Genomic DNA, 21,423 nt, shown 5'->3' on the forward strand with positions numbered 1-21,423 from the left:
TGTAGCTTTTATTGTTAAAAAAAAATACCTAACTGTGTTTCTGTATATTCGCACTTTTTATTTATAATGTTGTATTAATGTTGTATTGAAACAACGCTTTACCATTAATAGAACTCCTATCCATTTGTATTAATCTGTTATTTTTTTATCAATAAAAAAACGGATACTTTAAAAAAACCATCTTTTTTTTATGTTTTTTACAAACTCATTTCGAATTAGATAAAAAAATAGAATACCTTATTTTTTGTTTTCTAAAGCTTCTAGTCTTTTCATAATAACTTCATTCATTTTCATCAGTTCAGCATTGGCTTTTCTCAGCGCTTCAATTTCTTCTTGTTGTTCTTGGATTCCCTTAACAATAACTGGAAGCAAATTTCCATACCGAGCTTCTAATCTTTCAGGATTATTATAAGTTACTAAATCTAAATTCTCTCCTATGGCAGATTTTTGTTGTAAATCCAATAAATCTTGAGCTATAAAACCTGCTGCCTTAGCTCCAACTTTTGACTTATCTCTAGTATTCCAAGTGAATGTTACGGGTTTTAATTTCTTTATAAATTCAATTCCCTCTGCTAATGTCACGATATCTGCTTTATCTCTTCGGTCAGATAATGCTGTAATCGTAGTAGCTTGACATCTTAAAGTTGTAATGGAACCATTTCCTAAGGTAATCGTATTATCAGCATTAGCACTAGCACCTGCCCCAACTACGATTTGATTCCTAGCTGTGGCACCAGAACCTTGAGCACTCCAACCTATAATTACATTATCAATACTTGTTGAAATAGCATTTCCTGCATTATAACCAATAGCCGTACTCCTTGTTGATCCGGTGCCGCTACCAGATAAAGCATTAGATCCTATAGCTACAGACTGATCGATAGTGCCACCTCCTGGCAACGCATTATGACCAACCGCAACATTATCCAAAGAAGCATTGCCATTTACACCTGATAAAGCAAGCGCACCCACTGCGGTGTTACGAGCTCCTCCATTAAGCGCAGCTAATGATGAACTTCCAACAGCAGTATTTTTATTTCCTGCACCCGAATTTAGTGTGTTTGCTGCCAAGGCATTATAACCAATGGCGGTATTATCACCAGGCGAATTGTTAGCTGCTAAAGCATTGGTACCAAATGCGGTATTGTTTGTTCCTGAATTAGCCGCTAAAGAACTAACACCAAAAGCAGTGTTGGTAGCTCCAATAAAACCAGCTGCTGTATTGCTTCTTTTAAATGCAACGTCAAAATTGTCTAGCGTTCCTATAAAAGAAGTTGCTGCTCCAACAGTATTTCCTGCAGTTAGCCAACCCGTTGTAACTCCAGTAGCAAATCTTACCCAGCTAGACCCATTCCAATAATAAAAGCCAGGTGTAGCACCACCAACCGTAGCAGTATTGTATATAATTTCGGAAGTGATAGGTGCCGTAAGTGGTAACGCATTAGCTGTCCCCACTGTTAATGGCACCCTTGGAATTAAAAAACCATCAGTTGTAGAAGTAACATCTAAAGCTCCTTGTGGGTTTGTGGTTCCAATACCCACTTGTGGAAATACAAAGCTTGAAAAAAGCAGCATGGCTGAAAATAAAAATAATTTCATGTTTAACTTTATTTAAGTTTTAAAACTTAAGGTTGATTCGAGATGCTGTAGGTGAACGAGAAAGTGTTTTCTAGTTCTGAAGATTTTGGAATTTAAACTTAATGAAGTTATAGTTACAATCGTTTTTACTATAGTATATAAGAACTATACAATACCATTTTATACATCAATCGCTTAAATGGCTAGCTATAGCTGGATTTTAGAAATATTGTTTTTTTAAAACCTTCCTATCAAATGAAGCTAAATACTGTCAAAACCTATATTTTGTATTGTTGTTGTATAGGTTTTTTGACTATTTAATCCCTAAATAACCGTACTATTTTAAAATATTTAGTAGAATTTATGGGTAAAAAACAATAATTTTATTTAAAATACAATAAAATGATAATTATACTATTCGAATTATATAGGATATTTATTAAATAAAATGGAATTAATAGATGCCTTCTTTGTGAATATATAAGATTTCGAAGAATAGAAAAACCTACAAGAAGCTACTTTATCTTGTAAAAAGACCTTCAAAAACGGGATACAATCCCAAAACCTTATAATTATATAAAACTTACTTTTTATTGTAAAACAATCCAAAAGAAGATTACTATGAACTTTGTCCTGTTGTGAAACCTAATTCACAACATAATATTTAAACTATGAAAAAAGTAATTTTAATGGCGTCATTTATGGTATTGGGAATTTCATTTAATTCTTGTACTAGCGACTCTAATTCAACGGGGAAATATGCGTACAAAGTGCGTATGACGGATGCTCCTGGTCCTTATGACCAAGTAAACATCGATCTACAAGCGGTAGAAGTAATTGGCAGTGATGGACAAACAGTTACTTTAAACACTACAGCTGGTATCTACAATTTGTTGACCCTTTCTAATGGGGTGAATGCCATCATTGCTACTAGTGGCTTAAGCGATGTAAATGCTACACAAATTAGATTATTATTGGGTACTAATAATTCGGTAGTAGTGAATGGGGTTTCATATCCTTTGGATACGCCAAGTGCTGACCAAACGGGGTTGAAAATAAATCTAAATCAAACCCTAGTGCAAAACGTAGAAAATGAAATCTTAATCGATTTTGATGCAAATACCTCTATTGTGCAAACAGGAGCTGGTACTTACAAATTAAAACCGGTATTGCGAAATGTAGTGGTAACGGCATCAGGAAGTATCAAAGGATCGATTACTCCTATTGGAACGCTTGCCACAGTAACAGCAACTTCTGCTACCAACGTAGTGTATTCTAGTAATGTAAATGCTTTGGGTCAGTTTCAAGTTTTAGGACTTCCTGCTGGCGTGTATTCGTTTACTATAACTCCTGTTTTACCTTTACTTCCAGTAACGCAAGTCAATGTATCCGTAACAGCAGGTGTAGCTACCAATCTTGGTACAATAGCCTTGTAACAAACCACCACCCCTTGCGGGTAAAACAAAATCAAAATCGCCTGTAAAATACTTTATAGGCGATTTTTTCATTCCCTCCTTTTAGCAAAAAGTTCTTACCTCTTGCCTCTTTCTTCTTGCTTCTAACCTCAACTCACCGTCACCGCCCCCATATACACACTAGTAGCATAGCTAGTATTATCCGCCGAAGCGAACGTAATCCAGCTTTGCACCTCAAGTCCTACGAAGTAGTTAGGCAAAGCCAAGATAACTGTAGTAGCATCTCGGGTAGCAGCATTCAATAAATAGTAATACAAATTTTCCGCAGGAGCATACAGCACCACTATCAATTGGTCACTAGCTTTAGCCGAGCCTTGGTCGGCATTGTTATCCCAAGTGTAGCTAACCTTGTTACCACCTAAAGCTATTACAGCCGGATTTTGAATACCTTCTAAATCCCCTCTGCTGATTTGCACCTTATTGTACAAAATGGTAAAATCGGGGGCTACATACTGCACCGCATTCCTCATGTGATAGGATGTGGCCTGATTGCGACGGCTTTGCTCTCCGCCTCGTCTTCCAAAATACAGCGATAGCACTGGGCTTATCGGGGTTAAGAACTCGGAAACGTTAGTAAACAACTGACGTTGCAACTTTTGTGTCTCACTTGGAGTTCGTTTGTTTTTTTTAGGTAACGAACGCATTACGTCTTTACCTCTCCAGTTGGCGCCTATCACAGTACCAACTTTTCCTGAAAATGGGCCTAATATGCCCTTGTTGTAAGTTCCCATAACTAATAGATTTTAAGGGATTTATACTAAGAATCTCAGCCCTATTGGTCACTGAGTACAACAAAGCTATACCAACCCTTTTCCCTGCACAATAGCGTGATTAGTAATGATTAGAGTTGACTAGTTTTGACTAGTATTGACTACTGTTGACTAGTATTGACTAGTGTTGACTAATGAAAAACCCCTTCTTGAACCCCGTTCTTCGGATGTGGTTCGGGTCTTGGTCGGGTTTCGTTCGCAAAATGGGGGTATTTTGCGAAGAAGTTGTGGAGGAAAGCAGAATGGAATAAGAAAGGAGAGCAGATTTTAACCCTAAAAAACTACTATAATCAAAGTAATACCTTACTTGAAAATCACCATTAGTGGTGAGGTATGGGTGGGAAAAGTTTTGTAAGTTTGGTACTAATAACTAGAAGTCTTGTTTTATCTTTTTAAAAAGGGGTAAGAACTTTAGTAGATTTATTAGTTGGTAGACATACTATCTGACGAAAAAATACGTTATAAAGAAAATTAACTAAACATATGAAAATTAAAATCACTTTAATTACAGTTTTATCACTTTTTGTTCAATTTCTTTTTGCTCAAAAAAACATTCCAATTATTAAAGCAACTTCTAAAAAAATAGACGTGCGAGATGGAAAAAATTTCAGAAAACAAAATTGGACAATTTCACCTGAAATAAATCCTGATGTTTATGAAACAAGTTCTTTGGGACAAAAAGTTACTTTTATTACTGATAAAGATTCAATTACAATTAAAATTAAAAAAGACACGGAATTTAATTTTATCGTTTTATTAAATGACTCAATAAAAGCAAATACGCAAATAAAATATAAAATGCCGTATTTAGAAAAATTAAAGAAAGCAGAAAAATATAACTCATCCGACAATCGATTTATTCCAAAATTTGAATATCAATCAATGGATAACCCTAATCTTGTAAAAATAAGAAAAGATTTAAAATTAGATTCAATTGCAGGTAACGGAAATGAAGTTTCAAAAATTCTTAACTTATTACATTGGGTTCATAATATAATAAGACACGATGGTAGTAGTAATAATCCAACATTAAAAAATGCAATCGATTTAATTAAAGTTTGTAAAACTGAAAAACGTGGAGTTAATTGTAGAATGATGGCAACTATTCTAAATGAATGTTACTTATCAATGGGAATAAAATCAAGATATATAACTTGTATGCCTAAAGAAACAGAATTTGATGATTGTCACGTAATAAATATGGTTTACAGCAATGAATTAAAAAAATGGATTTGGATTGACCCAACATTTGATGCTTATGTAATGAATGAAAAAGGAGAATTACTTGGACTTGGTGAAGTCCGTGAAAGATTAATAAAAGGTAAAACATTAATATTAAATCCAGAAGCAAATTGGAATAAAAAAAATTCACAAACAAAAGAATATTATTTAGAAACTTATATGGCTAAAAACCTATATAGATTAGAAACGCCATTGGTAAGTGAATATGATTCTGAAACTTGGAAAAGCGGAAAAGAAATAACTTATGTTGAACTCTTACCATTAGACGGAATTGTACAAACTCCACAAAAAAAAGAGCAAACGAATACGAAAACAGGTGTGAAATTTATTCACTATAAAACTAATAATCCAAGTTTATTTTGGACAGAACCAAATAAATAATAAGTATGATCTGCCAATACAGGTTTTCCCCCGCTACCGCACGAATCCTTTCGTGTGGCAGTAATTGTCTCGTAACCCCACCGCTAACGCACGAATCCTTTCGTGTGATATTAGTATAGTCTTATAGCCTCAAACCACAAAAGCACAAGCGGTATACTCCTACCATCTGTAAGCTACAATCAAAAGAATGCATTGGGTTTAATCATCACCCCCCCCTGCTACCGCACGAATCCTTTCGTGTGGCAGTAATTGTCTCGTAACCACAAAAGCACAAGCGGTATACTCCTACCATCTGTAAGCTACAATCAAAAGAATGCATTGGGTTTAATCATCAAACCGTTTAGACCGGTCTTCGTTTTTCCCCCGCTACCGCACGAATCCTTTCGTGTGGCAGTAATTGTCTCGTAACCACAAAAGCGCAAGCGGTATACTCCTACCATCTGTAAGCTACAATCAAAAGAATGCATTGGGTTTAATCATCAAACCGTTTAGAGCGGTCTTCGTTTTTCGTAATGCTGTTTAGGAATTCCTGAGTAAGGAAGCTTTTTGGGTAGCGGTATACCCCTCCTACTTTGCAGCAAGGGATTATGCCTTTGTTCCGCCAGCGGTATAAGGTGGCTGGACTGCATTTGAGCAAGCGCTCCATTTGGTCACTGTTTAAAAAAACTTCTTCTAGTAAGTTACTTTTGTTGTAGCCTGCCCTAGCTATCAGCTCTTGGAGTTGCTGCATAATGGCGTTGATGTCATTGTTTTTCATAAGGAATAGCATTAGTTATAAATAAAGTCGTCAGGGCTATACGACCTCTTACAAATTTCGTGCCTTTTTTTGATACTTTTACATCACTAATGAAATCTTAAGCAAATCTTAAGTTAATATCAATCAAACCAATAGACATAAGCCATCATGCACTATGGGTTTTTAGCCTTATGTGCTAAAATACTATTCCTTCCTACTTTTTGTACTCTAAAAAAGAGTATATTTAGCGATAAATCAAAAAGAAAAAACACTATTTTCCCACTATCGAATTAAATTGAAGATTTGACAGCGCCATACTATACGTGGTGCCTATTAATTTTATACTATGAAAAGAAGAGAATTTATAAGTTTAAGCGGTATGGTAGCCGCTAGTGGTTTAGTTACAGGATTCACTCCTTACCCTACTGACCGTTCAAAAGAAACCCCCAAAGGAAACAGCACCTTACCCTCAATGACTGCTGATGTCGTTCCTATTTCAGTAGCAGAACGGGAAGCCAGAATTACCAAAGCCCAACGCTTACTTACTGAAAATAAAATAGACGCTTTAGTGGTGGAAGCTGGTACTAGTCTCTTTTACTTTACCGGTGTCAGTTGGTGGCCTAGTGAGCGAACTATGTTAGCAATTATTCCGGCTAAAGGAGCCGTGCGTTATGTAGGTCCCGCCTTTGAAGAAGCTAGACTTAGGGAACAGCTAACAATTGGCAATCAGGTTTATGTTTGGCAAGAAGACGAGAGTCCGTTCCAACTAACAGCCAAAGCACTCAAAGAAATGGGGACTCCTTTTGGAACCATTGCCATAGAAGAAAGAACCCGATTCTTTATCAGCAACGGCATACAAAAAGAGGCACCCTATCTTTCTTACGTCAGTGGTGACCCCGTTACTATTCCTTGTCGTATTATTAAATCTGCTGCGGAGCTTCAACTCATGCAAAAGGCTAATGACATTACCCTTGCCGCTATAAAATACGGTGCTAGTCAACTAAAGGAAGGCATGTCGCAAGACGAACTCTCTGGAATCATCATGGAAGCCCAGACCCAATTAGGAGGAAACGCTGATTTTGCCTTATGCTTGTTTGGGAAGGCTTCTGCCTATCCGCATGGCACTAAAGTACCACAGAGTCTGAAAAAAGGAGATATTGTATTAATGGATTGTGGTTGCACGGTAGAAGGCTATAATTCAGACATTACCCGTACTATCGTTTTTGGAGCCCCACCTACTAAAAGGCAAATCGCTATATGGAATCTTGAAAAAGAAGCACAAGCGGCTGGTTTTGCTGCTGCTAGAATAGGAGCACCTTGTGAAGCCGTAGATGCGGCAGCACGTAAAGTAATCACGGATGCTGGTTTTGGTCCGGGATATCAATTACCGGGGCTACCTCATCGCACTGGACATGGCATTGGCATGGATGGACATGAATGGGGGAATATGGTAAAAGGCAATAAAGCCCTGCTACAAACCGGTATGTGCTTTAGTATAGAACCCAATATTTCTATCTTTGGAGAATTTGGCATTCGCTTAGAAGATTGTGTGTATATGACTGAAGAAGGCCCTAAATGGTTTTCTCCTCCTAGCCACTCTATTGATGAACCCTTTGCCTAATATTTAAAGTTCTAAAACTTTATCAAAGCTAAAAAGATGTCTATATAATTCTAAATGAAATTATTGTTAAAACAAAATGAATAAATAGATGCTAAAAATTCTTACTATTATAATATTTTTTGTTAACTATGCGTAAACAAAAAAACTAACTATTTCTCTAAAATATGAAAGCATTCCTATCTTCCTTTTTTATATTGTTCATTTCCCATTTTATTTTGGCACAAAATGACATGACCATTTCTTTTAACGAAAGCATTCATTTGAGTAATGTTAGTACTAAAACCCAATTTATCATTACGGGAGGAACAGAAAAAATCCAATTAAAAGGCAATGAAATTAATAGTTACAAATTTCAAAAGCCTGGAAAATATACCATTAAAATCATAGACAACTCCTCTAAGAAAAAAGATTGTGAAGAGGTTCACTTACCTAATGAAATTAAGCTCAATGTAAGTCGCATTAAAATGACTTTTGACACTAAACACATTTCGTTTTCTGAACCCATTCGGAAAAATAAAGATACGGCTAACACTACCGTAAGCATCCCAGTTACTATAACTACTTATGATCAACAACCTGTAGTACTAAATAATAAAACAGTTACATCAGCGGGTATTGGCACTACCATAACGGCTCATTTAAAAAATAGTAATAGAGTGTATTATGATGGCACCCATATCATTCAATATTCACTAACCGGACAGGTAACAGAAAACTCCTGGCTCATGTTCGATTTTATTGATGCCAATGATACCGTTCAATCTGTTTCTTTAGTAACACCTATACAAGATTAATTATGAAAAAAATAGTGATACTATTGTTCGCGACTTGTTTATTTGCCATAAATCCACTATTTGGGCAATGCGATTCTGAGGTGTGTAATGGAAATACCGGTCTTTACTCTAATGATGATGCCGCCAGTATTGCCTATGATAATATGGGCGCTGCTTATCATGCTAGTTATATCCGAGAGCCTAATGGGAGTTGGAGAGCTTGGGGGGCTTACATCAATAATACTGGGAATGGGCATTTTCTATCTCCAACTACGATTAATGCTACCACCTATCCCGCTTTAACAGGCACTATATTTAAAATAGGGATTGGGGATTTAACACAAATGGTAGTGTTAACTTCAACAGGACTATTTGTTGTGGGGTCTCCAAATTCTGTAATAAGCAGTTCTGTCGTTACCTCTAGTTCTTTTAGAAAAATTACAGTAGCTGGAAAAGCAGATGGCCTACCCTTGAACATAACCCCTACCGATGTTAAAATTCTTTTTATATCTTCAGGTACTGTAATGATAACAACTTGTACTGGAGAGGTATACGTATTATCTCGAAATTCACTGATGAGAGGAAATACAGGAACAGAAACAGGTTGGGTAAAGATAATGCAAGACCCAACCACCCCTTTGAGTAATGTAATTGTTAGTAGAGGCTCTGGTAATTTTGGATTTGCCTTAAAATCGGATGGTACACTTTGGACATGGGGGGAATCTACCTATTTAGGAAATGCCACAGGGGCAACAGACAGATCTTTTGCCACACAAATGACATTACCAACAGGGATTCCGGGAATAAAGATGATTCAAGGAACCTTTGACAGTAGCTCTTCGGGGTCTCCCTCGTATTATGTTTTAGGTACCGATAAAAAAGTATACAGTTTGGGGGAGAATGGTAATGGTCAATTGGGTGATAATACTGCGACTGATAGAAATATATGGGTGAATTGTAAAAATCCAAATGGCTCAGTAATTACCGATGCTGCTTGGATTTCGGCTAATGAACATGATAATTTATACCCTGGATTATCGGTCATAAAAGCTGGAGGGCTTCTATATACAGCGGGTGTTAATAGCTATTATATGGCAGGCCGAGCCGTTGAATCAGGAACTAATTATTTAAATATCCCTGCTGGTATTCAGAGCACCGATGTCATTACGCATTGTGAAACTGGTGGACATTCTACTGCTGTGATTAAATTAGGAAGCATTAGATATGGTTATGTAGGGCATCGTATTAATGGTTCTATGGGAGATGGTACTAACCAAGACATGAACCAAACGTCCTTCGATTTTATTACCCCCCCTATTGTTGCTGTTTGTGGTACGCTTTGTACTACTCCAGTGGTAACTACTAATTCTCCTATTTGCCCTGGTCAAGATGCCATTTTTACTATATCAGGTACTCCTGGGGACATTGTTAGTTATAAAATTAATAATGGTAGTACACTTAATGTTACTATAGGAACAGGTGGAACATCTGTTGTTACTATACCTAATGCCGCTACCGATCAAACCATCAATTTGGTCTATATTTTAGGAGCTACTGGGACTTGTTCTAATAATTTATCTACGGTAGCAACTGTGAGTGTAGGGGGCAATGTGTCGCCTGTATTTACTCAAGTTCCGTCTATTTGTCAAGGGCAACCTTTAAACCCTTTGCCTACTACTTCGGATAATGGGATAACGGGAACTTGGGCACCAGCTTTAAATAACCAAACCACCACTACTTATACCTTTACACCATCAAGTTCAGGGAGCTGTCTCAACACAGCGGATATGACCATAGTGGTTTCTCCAACGGGGTCGGTGCCAACCTTTAGTATACCAACCACAATTTGTGAAGGAGATGTATTATTGCCATTACCAACCAGTTCTATCGAGCATATTACAGGAAGTTGGTCACCAGCTCCCAATAATGTAACTACTACTGACTACACCTTTACCCCTAGTGCTGGGACTTGTATTAACAATGTTCAAATTACTATTAATGTAAATCCACGAGTTACTCCATTATTTACGCAAGTGAATCCAATTTGTGTTGGAGATACCTTCACCTTACCAACTCAATCTAATAATAGCGTGACAGGAACATGGGCTCCTAGTATTGATAATAACAACACAACGACTTATACTTTCACTCCTTCGGCAACTAGTTTGTGTACCAATAGTGCCACCATGACCGTAGTTGTAAATCCGAAAGTAGATCCTACCTTTACTACTATAAACCCCATCTGTGAAGGAGATACGCTTTCGCCGCTGCCTTTGGTATCCAATAACAGTTTTAGTGGAACTTGGTCACCAAGTGTCAATAATTTAGCTACCACTACTTATACCTTTACGCCAAATGCTGGTGTTTGTTCTAATCCAAAACAAATAACGATTACAGTCAATCCAAAAGTCAATCCTACTTTTACTCCAGTAGCCACCGCCTGTTATGGAAGTAGCATTACTAATCTTCCAGTAACGTCTAACAATAGTATTCAAGGTACTTGGTCTCCAGCTATCAATAATACCCAAACAACCACGTATACCTTTAGTCCTAATATTGGTGAATGTGCCAATACAACTACTTTGAAAATAGAGGTGTATAATGATTTTGATTTTGAGTACAAAGGTTATTGTGACAATGGTGATTTCTATTTTCAGGTTACTCCATTAAATCAAAGTTTTGATGGCACTACAGCTTCTTATATTTGGCAGCTGAATAATCAAACCGTTAGTACTTCGGCGCTTTTTGATGTGACAGCCTATTTAAATGGAACACCAGCTATAGAAACGTTGCCTTTGAATTTCACTATAAAAGTGATTAATACTAATGGCTGTGCAGTGAGTAAAAACGTTCTTGTTGATCATGTTTTTTGTGGGGTTCAGAAAGGGATTTCAGTAAATAATGATGACAAAAATGATTTTTTCGACTTGCAACTATTAAATGTAAAACACTTAAGTATTTTTAATAGATATGGCATGAAAGTCTATTCTAAAGATAATTATTTAAAAGAATGGAAAGGTCAAAAAGATGATGGCACCATATTACCTGATGGTACTTATTTCTATGTAATTGATTTTAATGATAACCGACAAGAATCAAAAACAGGTTGGATTTATCTTTTAAGAGAAGACTAGTCTTTATCATAGTTTGAAATTCCATTGATAGTATAGTAATGAATACCTTTCATGAGAGAAGAACTTAGAAAAAGAATGAGAATAGTGGCCTTACTTTTAGGCTCTATAACATTGGCAATACTTCTTTGGGCCATCTATAAGTTGTATATAGCTCATCAGTAAAATAATGATGGTATCTATAATTAAAATCGAATTACTCTTTATCTTTGGCTACCAAAAACTAAAAATAATACGTTATGAAATTTGTAGCTTCACGCCTATCCTCTGGCAATAAACTGTTTCCTGCTGAAATCTATTTAGAACCCTCAGGCATTACCATCAAAATACCTGGACTATTTAGCGGAGAAACCAAACATTTTGATTACGATCATATAGCCTCTGTTGAGATAGATACGCCATTAATAGGTTTCTCTTCCATTACTATTTTTGCAGGGGGTACTATGATGGCAGCTAATGGTTTTACCAAAGCCGAAGTAAAACAAATCAAAGAAGGCATCGAAAAAGGAAAAATGGAAATAAAAAGTGCCATGCAAAATGAGCCTAATCATACCCATGCAAGCTCCACCACAAGCAACATAAGCATAGCCGACGAACTAAAAAAGCTCAAAGACTTGGTAGATGACGGCGTAATCACTTCAGAAGAATTTGAACAACAAAAAAGAAAAATATTAGGGAATTAAATACCGAGACACCTAAAATACATCACTATCCTAAACAATACAATTCTCAATTATAGTATCATCATGATTCAAAAAACAAAATTGCCATACCTAACTTTTCTTATGTGTTCCTTAAATATAGTTATAGGCCATTCTCAATCAAAACAAGAGAATACAAACAATCCTTTTCTAGTAGGTTTGAATGAACCAGTAGCCTATGCAAAAGTGACTCCCAATGACGTAACCGATTATGCAAATTACATCATTAAAGAAGTAAGCAAAAAGATGGCTGCTATTAAGAAAGAGCCTACCACCACTTTTGCCAATGTATTTGAAGCTATGGATGAAGTTAGAAATAGGATTAGCACCACTAGCTATAATTGTTTTATGCTGAATTGGGTTTCTACTGATTCGCTTATCCGTGCCAAAGGAATCGCTAGTTATCATGTTATAGACTCATTAACTACTGTTATCAATGCCGATAAAGATATTTATGCTAAAATGATTGGTTTTAAATCATCGGCTGCCTATAAAGAGCTTAAAGGAATTAAAAAGATGTTGGTAGATGACATGATTCTTAAGTCAGAGAGTTCTGGAGTAAATTTGAGTGAGGCACAGCTTCAAAAATTCAAAAAACTGACCCAAGAAATCGGTGACCTTTCTACTGACTATTCTAACAATATGAATACGTCCAAAGATATCCTAGTAGTAGATGAAAAGGGAATGCAAGGACTGCCTGAAGAATTTAAAAACAACTATAAAGTAGGTGAAGGAAAATATGAAATCCCTATCATTAACGCTACTAATGAAACGGTTATGAGCAATGCCGCATTAGAAGAAACCAGAAAGGCTTATTATATTAAATTCAATAATAGAGCAGCGGATAAAAACCTAAGCATCTTAGATAGTATGGTCAAAAAACGCGATGAGTTAGCCAAAGTCATGGGGTATCCCACCTTTGCTGCTTATAGTTTGGTTCAGAAAATGGCAAAAGACTCAAAAACGGCTTGGGGATTTATCAATGATTTGATAAGTCGTGCCAAAGAAAAGGCAATAGCCGATGTTCAACTGTTAACCGATGAGAAAAAAGCGGCATTGAACACAAAAGATAAGGTGGAGTTAGCGCCTTGGGATATTAGTTTTTACAAAAATCAAATAGTAAAGAAAAAGCACCAGGTGAATAATGAAGAATTAAGAGCCTATTTCCCAATGGAACAATGTCTAAAAGGAATGTTTGACATTTATCAGAAACTATTAGGCTTTGAATTTAGAAAAGTGGAGCATCCTTCGGTATGGCAAGAAGATGTTGAAATGTATGAAGTATATGAAGGCAATACTTTAAAAGGTCGGTTTTATATGGATCTTTTTCCGAGACCAAATAAAGAAACTTGGTTTTATGGAGTAAACATAGCTTCTGGAAAAGGAAAGGAAATACCGGTTTCCATGCTATTAGGAAACTTTACAAAACCTAGCAAAACTTCTCCTTCACTATTGAGCCAAAAAGAGTTAAATACGTTATTTCATGAGTTTGGACATATTGTAAACATGATGTCTTTTCATGGAGACTATTCTTTTCAATCGGATTCAAAACCCGACTTTGTAGAGTCGATGTCACAGTTATTTGAAAACTGGATTAGTAATTATGACATTGTTAGTACGTTTGCCAAACATTACAAAACTGGTGAAACACTTCCAAAAGCTACCTTTGAGAATATCCAAAAAAGCAAAACAGTAGCTTCTGGTTTAAGTACCATACAACAACTTCAAAAATGTTTGTATGATATGAATTTGTATGACAAATACAATTCGAAAGCACCAATTGCTACCGATCAAATATGGAAAAATATTGATAAGCAATTGGGCATAATGAATTTTTATGTAGATAATACCCATCCGCAAGCTAGCTGGATTCACATCAATACACACCCTGTATATTATTATGGTTATTTATGGTCCAGAGTTTATGCGCAAGATATGTTTACCCAATTTGAAAAGAATGGTTTGACCGATACTAAAACAGGGTTGCGCTATCGTGAACTAATTTTAGCTAACGGAACCCAAAGAGATATCATAGAAGCCGTTGAAGAATTTTTAGGAAGGCCTTCTAATAATAAAGCCTACATTAAAAGCTTAGGACTTCACTAGGAGCAAAATATGAATCGAATGTTTACAGAAGCGAAAGAGTAATTTCTTTCGCTTTTTTTGTTCCCTAACTTTACTTTCAAAATAAAAAATAGTATGCATGCATAAAATTTAACACAAATAGTATGCGTGCATAATAAATTATTTATATCTTTGACTTCGGAACTAAAACGTTATCGTAAACCAAGATGAAAGACAAAACCATTGATTATATACTCCGCGCTACTTGGCAAGCCGTTGCCCGCATGTATAACGAAGAAGCATCCAAATTTGAAGGTTCTATGGCAATTGGATTTGCCTTATTAAGTATTGATAAAGAAGACGGAACCCCATCTACTTATATCAGTAACCGAATGGGAATGGAACCTACAAGCTTAACACGGACCTTAAAAACCCTTGAAGAAAAAGGCTTAATCATCAGAAAGAAAAATCCAGATGACGGTCGTGGGGTATTGATATACCTAACCGATTTAGGAAAACAGATGCGAGAACAATCAAAAAGTACTGTTTTAAAATTCAACGAAATAGTAAAACAAAACATCTCTGAAGAAAAGTTACAACACTTCATGGAGGTTGCTGAAGTGATTAATGATTTGATAACCGAGAAAAAGATATTTTAAATAGAAGAAAGAAGCAAGAGACAAGAAGCAAGACTTATGAAACATAATTTTAAAAATCTTAAAATATGGATATTGTCAATGGATATTGCATCAGATATAAATAAAATGACACATGATTTTCCTAAATATGAGGTTTATGGTTTAACAAGTCAAATGAACAGAGCTGCGATTTCAATGCCATCAAATATAGCTGAAGGGTCTAACAGAAGTGACATTCATTTTAAACATTTTTTAAATATCAGCTTAGGTTCCTCTTTTGAATTACAAACACAAGTATTAATAGCATATCAAAATAATTATATAACCGAAGAAAGAACAAAAGAAGTAGAAAATAAGATAATTGAATTCCAAAAAATGATTACTGGTTTTATCAGTAAATTGGAATAATCTTTTCTCTTGCTTCTTGCTTCTTTCATCTAATAAAAAATAAATGAAACGAACAATTAAAAAAGTGGCTGTAGTGGGTTCTGGAATCATGGGTTCTGGAATTGCTTGTCATTTTGCTAACATTGGATTAGAAGTTTTGTTATTGGATATTGTTCCAAATGCCCTTACTGAAATCGAAACTAAAAAAGGATTGACGTTAGAAAGTAAAGCGGTTCGCAATCGTATTGTGAATGATCATTTAGCGAATGCCTTGAAATCGAATCCCTCTCCTATTTACAGTCAGAAGTTTGCTAGTAGAATTACTACTGGAAATACTACCGATGATATGGCGAAAATAGCTAACTACGATTGGGTTATTGAAGTAGTAGTAGAGCGACTAGACATCAAGAAATTGGTATTTGAACAAATCGATAAATTCCGTAAGCCCGGAACTTTGGTCACTTCAAACACTTCTGGTATTCCTATCAAGTTTATGAGTGAAGGAAGAAGCGAAGATTTCCAAAAACATTTCTGCGGAACACATTTCTTTAATCCTGCTCGTTATTTAAAATTGTTCGAAATCATTCCGGGACCTCAAACGGCTCAAGAAGTATTAGATTTCTTATTTGATTATGGTTCTAGATATTTAGGGAAGACTTCGGTCGTAGCCAAAGATACTCCTGCTTTCATTGGGAACCGAATTGGAATCTTCGGAATTCAAAGTTTGTTTCATTTGGTAAAAGAAATGGGCCTAACCATCGAAGAAGTGGATAAATTAACTGGACCCGTTATTGGTCGACCAAAATCGGCTACATTCAGAACTGTGGATGTGGTTGGTTTGGACACTTTAGTTCATGTAGCCAATGGTTTATATGAGGGTTGCCCAAATGACGAAGCACACGAGCTATTCAAACTCCCAGATTTCATCAACAAAATGATGGAAAACAAATGGTTGGGAAGTAAAACAGGACAAGGTTTTTACAAGAAAGTTGACAAAGATATTTTATCATTAGATTTAGATACGATGGAATATCGCCCAGCGAAAAAAGCTTCGTTTGCAACATTAGAATTGACCAAAACTATTGATAAACCTATTGATAGATTTAGAGTATTAGTAAAAGGAAAAGACAAAGCAGGTGATTTCTACAGAAAGAATTTTACTGCCATGTTTGCTTATGTTTCCAACAGAGTTCCTGAAATAACTGACGACTTCTACAAAATTGACGATGCCATGAAAGCGGGATTTGGTTGGGAGAATGGTCCGTTTGAAATTTGGGATGCTATCGGAGTTCAAAAAGGAATCGAATTAATGGAAGCCGAAGGTCTAAAACCTGCTGCCTGGGTTAATGACATGATAGCTTCTGGGAATACTAGTTTTTATACTATAAAAGAAGGGGCTACTTATTTCTATAACATCGGAACAAAATCACAAACTAAAGTTCCGGGACAAGATAGTTTTATCATACTAAATAACATCCGCGAAAGCAAAAAAGTTTGGAGCAATAGTGGTGCTGTTATTCACGATTTAGGCGATGGTATTTTGAATTTAGAATTCCAAAGCAAAATGAATACCATTGGTGGTGATGTTTTGGTTGGAATCAACAAAGCAATAGATCTTGCCGAGAAAGAATACAGTGGATTAGTGATTGGTAATCAGGGAGCTAATTTCTCTGTGGGAGCTAATATCGGAATGATATTTATGATGGCGGTAGAACAAGAATACGATGAACTAAATATGGCCATCAAAATGTTCCAAGACACCATGATGCGAGTGCGCTATTCTTCAATTCCTGTTATTGTTGCTCCTCATGGCATGACCTTAGGTGGGGGTTGCGAAATGACGTTACATGCTGATAAAGTGGTGGCTGCCGCTGAAAGTTATATTGGTTTGGTAGAGTTTGGAGTTGGAGTAATTCCAGGTGGCGGGGGTTCTAAAGAAATGGCATTGCGTGCTTCTGATTTATTCCGTAAAAACGATGTGGAATTAAATGTACTTCAGGAATATTTCTTAGCTGTGGCGATGGCTAAAGTATCAACTTCAGCCTACGAAGCATTTGATACCGGAGTATTGCAAAAAGGCAAAGATATTGTCGTAGTCAATAAAGACCGTCAAATTGCTGAAGCTAAGAAACACGCGTTGCTAATGGCTGAAGCTGGTTATACACAACCTATCCGAAGAACCGATGTAAAGGTTTTAGGAAAGCAAGCTTTAGGGATGTTCTTAGTGGGAACCGACCAAATGGTAGCTGGAAAATACATATCGGAACACGATCAAAAGATTGCTAACAAACTAGCTTATGTTATGGCGGGTGGCGATTTATCAGAACCAACCTTAGTATCCGAACAATACCTATTGGATATCGAAAGAGAAGCCTTTTTATCGCTTTGTACCGAAAGAAAAACATTGGAACGTATCCAATTTATGTTAACCAAAGGAAAACCATTGAGAAATTAGAAGAAAGAAACAAGAAGAAAGAAGAAAGACAAAAAACAATCTTTCAGCAAAGCGGTCTTGCCTCTTGCCTCTTTCCTCTCAAAAAATAAAAATATGAAAACAGCCTATATAGTAAAAGCATACAGAACAGCCGTTGGGAAAGCGCCAAAAGGAGTTTTCCGATTCAAAAGACCCGATGAATTAGCTGCCGAAACCATTCAGTTTATGATGAATGAGTTGCCCGATTTTGATAAAACCCGTATCGATGATGTAATGGTAGGAAACGCCATGCCCGAAGCCGAACAAGGATTAAACGTAGCGCGTTTAATTTCGTTAATGGGATTAAAAGTTACTGAAGTTCCGGTGTTACCGTAAATCGTTATTGCGCTTCAGGATTGGAAACCATCGCCATGGCAACTTCTAAAATTCAAAGTGGTATGGCAGATTGTATTATTGCAGGTGGTGCCGAAAGCATGAGTTTCATCCCAATGGGTGGTTACAAACCCACTCCAGATTATGCTGTGGCTAAAGAAGGTCACGAGGATTACTACTGGGGAATGGGATTAACAGCAGAAGCAGTGGCCAAACAATTCAATGTATCTCGTGAAGACCAAGATGAATTTGCTTTTAATTCACACAGAAAGGCTTTGGAAGCTCAAGCAAATGGTAAGTTTGACAAACAAATCGTACCGATAACTATTGAGCAAACCTTCATCAATGAAAATGGTAAAAAAGAAACTAAATCATACACAGTAACCAAAGACGAAGGACCAAGAGCTGGAACTTCTACAGCAGCTTTAGCCGGATTAAAACCTGTTTTTGCAGCTGGTGGTAGTGTAACGGCTGGTAATTCCTCTCAAATGAGTGATGGAGCCGCTTTTGTTTTAATCATGAGCGAGGATATGGTAAAAGAATTAAACCTCACTCCTATTGCCCGAATGGTAAGTTATGCAGCAGCAGGGGTTGAACCGCGAATCATGGGAATTGGTCCAGTAAAAGCAATTCCGAAAGCCTTGAAACAAGCAGGACTAACATTAAATGATATTAACTTAATTGAACTAAACGAAGCCTTTGCATCCCAAGCATTAGCCGTTACACGCGAATTAGGAATCAATCCAGAAATTGTAAATGTGAATGGTGGTGCCATTGCTTTAGGGCACCCGCTTGGCTGCACAGGAGCTAAATTATCGGTACAATTATTTGATGAAATGAAACGTCGTGGTGATAAATACGGAATCGTTTCTATGTGTGTAGGAACTGGGCAAGGTGCGGCTGGAGTCTATGAATTATTATAAATTTTAAATTCTAAATTTTAAATGAAAGATAATTTGATAGCTAATAAAACATTTGATTTTTCATTGATGATTATCAAATTATTTATTCAATTAAAAAAAGAAAACGAATTTATAGTTTCTAAGCAGTTATTAAGATGTGGAACTAGTATTGGAGCAAATGTTGAAGAAGCGATTGCAGGTCAGTCAATGAAAGATTTTATCAATAAGCTTTCTATTGCTAACAAAGAAGCAAGAGAAACTAAGTATTGGTTAAGACTATTAGATAAATCAGAATTGACTAAAATAAATGTTGAAGAATACCTCATAGAAATAGAACACATAATCAACATAATAACTAAGATTATCAAAACATCACAAGAGAAGAAATAATTTAAAATTTATAATTCAAAATTTAAAATAATAAAGCCATGAGCGATATAACAAGAGGAGGACAATTCCTCGTAAAAGAAACCAAATGTGAAGATATCTTCACTCCCGAAGATTTTTCGGAAGAACAAATTATGATGCGCGATTCGGTTAAAGAATTCGTGGACAAAGAGATATGGCCCAACAAAAACAGATTCGAGGCTAAAGATTATGCTTTTACCGAAGAAGTAATGAAGAAAGCTGGTGATATGGGTTTCCTGAGTGTTGCTGTTCCTGAAGCTTATGGTGGAATGGGAATGGGATTCGTAGATACTTGCTTGGTATGTGACTATATTTCCGGAGCAACAGGTTCGTTTTCTACAGCCTTTGGGGCTCATACTGGAATTGGGACTATGCCCATTACGTTATACGGAACCGAAGAACAAAAACAAAAATACGTTCCTAAGTTAGCCTCAGGAGAATGGTTTGGTGCTTATTGCCTAACAGAACCAGGGGCGGTAGTGATGCCAATTCAGGAAAGACTAAAGCAGTACTTTCTGCTGATGGAAAAACCTATAGCATTACTGGAGGAAAAATGTGGATTTCAAATGCTGGTTTCTGCTCACTATTCATCGTGTTTGCCCGAATTGAAGACGATAAAAACATCACTGGTTTCATTGTAGAAAATGATCCAGCTAATGGAATCACCATGAACGAAGAGGAACACAAATTAGGAATTCGTGCTTCTTCTACTCGTCAAGTATTTTTTAATGAAACTAAAGTTCCTGTCGAAAATATGTTAGCCGGTCGTGGTGAAGGGTTTAAAATTGCCATGAATGCTTTGAATGTAGGTCGAATCAAATTGGCTGCTGCTTGTTTGGATGCGCAACGTAGAGTTACTTCAAATGCAGTGAATTATGCTAACGAAAGAATTCAGTTTAATGTTCCTATTTCTAGTTTTGGTGCAATACGATATAAATTAGCCGAAATGGCAACCTCAGCTTATGCAGGAGAAAGTGCCACTTATCGTGCAGCAAAAGATATCGAAACCCGAATCAAATTACGTGAAGCAGAAGGTACTTCTCACCAAGAAGCCGAGTTAAAAGGGGTTGAAGAGTTCGCTATCGAATGTTCTATTCTTAAAGTCGCCGTTTCGGAAGATGTTCAAAACGCTGCGGATGAAGGGATTCAGATTTATGGTGGAATGGGATTCTCTGAAGATACTCCGATGGAAAGTGCTTGGCGTGATGCTCGTATTGCTCGTATTTACGAAGGCACCAACGAGATTAATCGTATGTTATCCGTAGGAATGTTGATTAAAAAAGCTATGAAAGGACATGTTGATTTACTTGGACCAGCTTCTAAAGTACAAGAGGAATTGATGGGTATTCCTTCATTTGATACACCTGATTACTCTGAGTTGTTTTCAGAAGAAAAAGAACTTATCGGTAAACTGAAAAAAGCCTTCCTTATGGTAGCGGGTGGTGCCGTACAAAAATATGGACCTGATTTAGATTCACACCAACAGTTATTAATGGCTGCTGCTGACATCTTGATTGAAATTTATATGGCCGAAAGTACTGTATTGCGTACAGAAAAGTTAGCCAAAAAAGAAGGAGAAGCCAATGTAAAAGAGCAAATTGCTATGGCTAAATTATACTTATACAAAGCAGTCGATGTAGTAACTCAGAAAGGAAAAGAAAGCATTATCTCCTTTGCCGAAGGCGATGAACAACGCATGATGCTAATGGGATTACGTCGTTTTACAAAATATACTAACATGCCCAATATAGTTGGTTTAAGAGAAACCATTACCACCAAGTTAGTGGCGGAGAATGGCTATTGTTTTTAG

General features: G+C 36.5%; 14 protein-coding genes and 2 pseudogenes. 13 read left to right on the plus strand and 3 right to left on the minus strand.

Features of this window, described 5'->3' with window-relative positions:
- Positions 1 to 237 precede the first annotated feature (237 nt).
- Positions 238 to 1,599, minus strand: a complete 1,362-nt coding sequence (locus tag OLM53_RS04590) for a tail fiber domain-containing protein (RefSeq protein ID WP_264521870.1) — start codon at positions 1,597 to 1,599, stop codon at positions 238 to 240.
- A gap of 650 nt (positions 1,600 to 2,249) precedes the next feature.
- Between OLM53_RS04590 and OLM53_RS04595 the strand changes: the two genes are divergently transcribed.
- Complete coding sequence (locus tag OLM53_RS04595) at positions 2,250 to 3,014, plus strand: DUF4382 domain-containing protein (RefSeq protein WP_264521871.1); 765 nt, start codon at positions 2,250 to 2,252, stop codon at positions 3,012 to 3,014.
- Between the two features lie 128 nt (positions 3,015 to 3,142).
- Here OLM53_RS04595 and OLM53_RS04600 read toward each other — a convergent pair whose 3' ends face one another.
- The gene (locus OLM53_RS04600) at positions 3,143 to 3,784 is read right to left on the minus strand and encodes a DUF6266 family protein (protein ID WP_264521872.1); all 642 of its coding nucleotides are present in this window, start codon (positions 3,782 to 3,784) and stop codon (positions 3,143 to 3,145) included.
- A gap of 522 nt (positions 3,785 to 4,306) precedes the next feature.
- On the opposite strand from OLM53_RS04600, the gene OLM53_RS04605 reads away from it, so the two are divergent.
- Entirely contained in the window at positions 4,307 to 5,446 is a 1,140-nt protein-coding gene (locus OLM53_RS04605; protein WP_264521873.1) for a transglutaminase-like domain-containing protein, read from the plus strand.
- A gap of 472 nt (positions 5,447 to 5,918) precedes the next feature.
- On the opposite strand, the gene OLM53_RS04610 is transcribed toward OLM53_RS04605, so the two are convergent.
- Entirely contained in the window at positions 5,919 to 6,203 is a 285-nt protein-coding gene (locus OLM53_RS04610) for a helix-turn-helix domain-containing protein (RefSeq protein ID WP_264521874.1), read from the minus strand.
- 325 nt (positions 6,204 to 6,528) lie between these two features.
- Here OLM53_RS04610 and OLM53_RS04615 point away from each other — a divergent pair, with 325 nt between their 5' ends.
- The 11 genes and pseudogenes from OLM53_RS04615 (at position 6,529) to OLM53_RS04665 (ending at position 21,423) form a co-directional block, all read left to right on the plus strand.
- Positions 6,529 to 7,803, plus strand: coding sequence for a M24 family metallopeptidase (locus OLM53_RS04615; protein WP_264521875.1), 1,275 nt, complete (start codon positions 6,529 to 6,531; stop codon positions 7,801 to 7,803).
- Between the two features lie 164 nt (positions 7,804 to 7,967).
- On the plus strand, positions 7,968 to 8,597 hold the full coding sequence (locus tag OLM53_RS04620) for a hypothetical protein (RefSeq protein ID WP_264521876.1): 630 nt from the start codon (positions 7,968 to 7,970) through the stop codon (positions 8,595 to 8,597).
- Between the two features lie 2 nt (positions 8,598 to 8,599).
- Positions 8,600 to 11,710 carry a gliding motility-associated C-terminal domain-containing protein gene (locus tag OLM53_RS04625; RefSeq protein WP_264521877.1) on the plus strand — a complete coding sequence of 1,037 codons (3,111 nt, stop codon included), beginning with the start codon at positions 8,600 to 8,602 and terminating at the stop codon, positions 11,708 to 11,710.
- Positions 11,711 to 11,946: 236 nt separating this feature from the next.
- Positions 11,947 to 12,390, plus strand: coding sequence for an SHOCT domain-containing protein (locus OLM53_RS04630; protein WP_264521878.1), 444 nt, complete (start codon positions 11,947 to 11,949; stop codon positions 12,388 to 12,390).
- 102 nt (positions 12,391 to 12,492) lie between these two features.
- Positions 12,493 to 14,514: a M3 family metallopeptidase gene (locus OLM53_RS04635; RefSeq protein ID WP_264521879.1), complete on the plus strand. Its 2,022-nt coding sequence runs from the start codon at positions 12,493 to 12,495 to the stop codon at positions 14,512 to 14,514.
- A gap of 185 nt (positions 14,515 to 14,699) precedes the next feature.
- Positions 14,700 to 15,131: a MarR family winged helix-turn-helix transcriptional regulator gene (locus OLM53_RS04640; protein ID WP_264521880.1), complete on the plus strand. Its 432-nt coding sequence runs from the start codon at positions 14,700 to 14,702 to the stop codon at positions 15,129 to 15,131.
- 36 nt (positions 15,132 to 15,167) lie between these two features.
- Positions 15,168 to 15,518, plus strand: coding sequence for a four helix bundle protein (locus tag OLM53_RS04645; RefSeq protein WP_264521881.1), 351 nt, complete (start codon positions 15,168 to 15,170; stop codon positions 15,516 to 15,518).
- 43 nt (positions 15,519 to 15,561) lie between these two features.
- Positions 15,562 to 17,952 (plus strand): 3-hydroxyacyl-CoA dehydrogenase/enoyl-CoA hydratase family protein, encoded by a 2,391-nt coding sequence (locus tag OLM53_RS04650; RefSeq protein ID WP_264521882.1) that lies wholly within the window; start codon positions 15,562 to 15,564, stop codon positions 17,950 to 17,952.
- A 93-nt stretch (positions 17,953 to 18,045) separates the two neighbouring features.
- A pseudogene (locus tag OLM53_RS04655) lies at positions 18,046 to 19,226 on the plus strand (acetyl-CoA C-acyltransferase).
- A 21-nt stretch (positions 19,227 to 19,247) separates the two neighbouring features.
- Positions 19,248 to 19,595 (plus strand): four helix bundle protein, encoded by a 348-nt coding sequence (locus tag OLM53_RS04660; protein ID WP_264521883.1) that lies wholly within the window; start codon positions 19,248 to 19,250, stop codon positions 19,593 to 19,595.
- A 38-nt stretch (positions 19,596 to 19,633) separates the two neighbouring features.
- A pseudogene (locus OLM53_RS04665) lies at positions 19,634 to 21,423 on the plus strand (acyl-CoA dehydrogenase family protein).

It is taken from the genome of Flavobacterium sp. N1994 (assembly GCF_025947145.1).
Lineage (GTDB): Bacteria > Bacteroidota > Bacteroidia > Flavobacteriales > Flavobacteriaceae > Flavobacterium.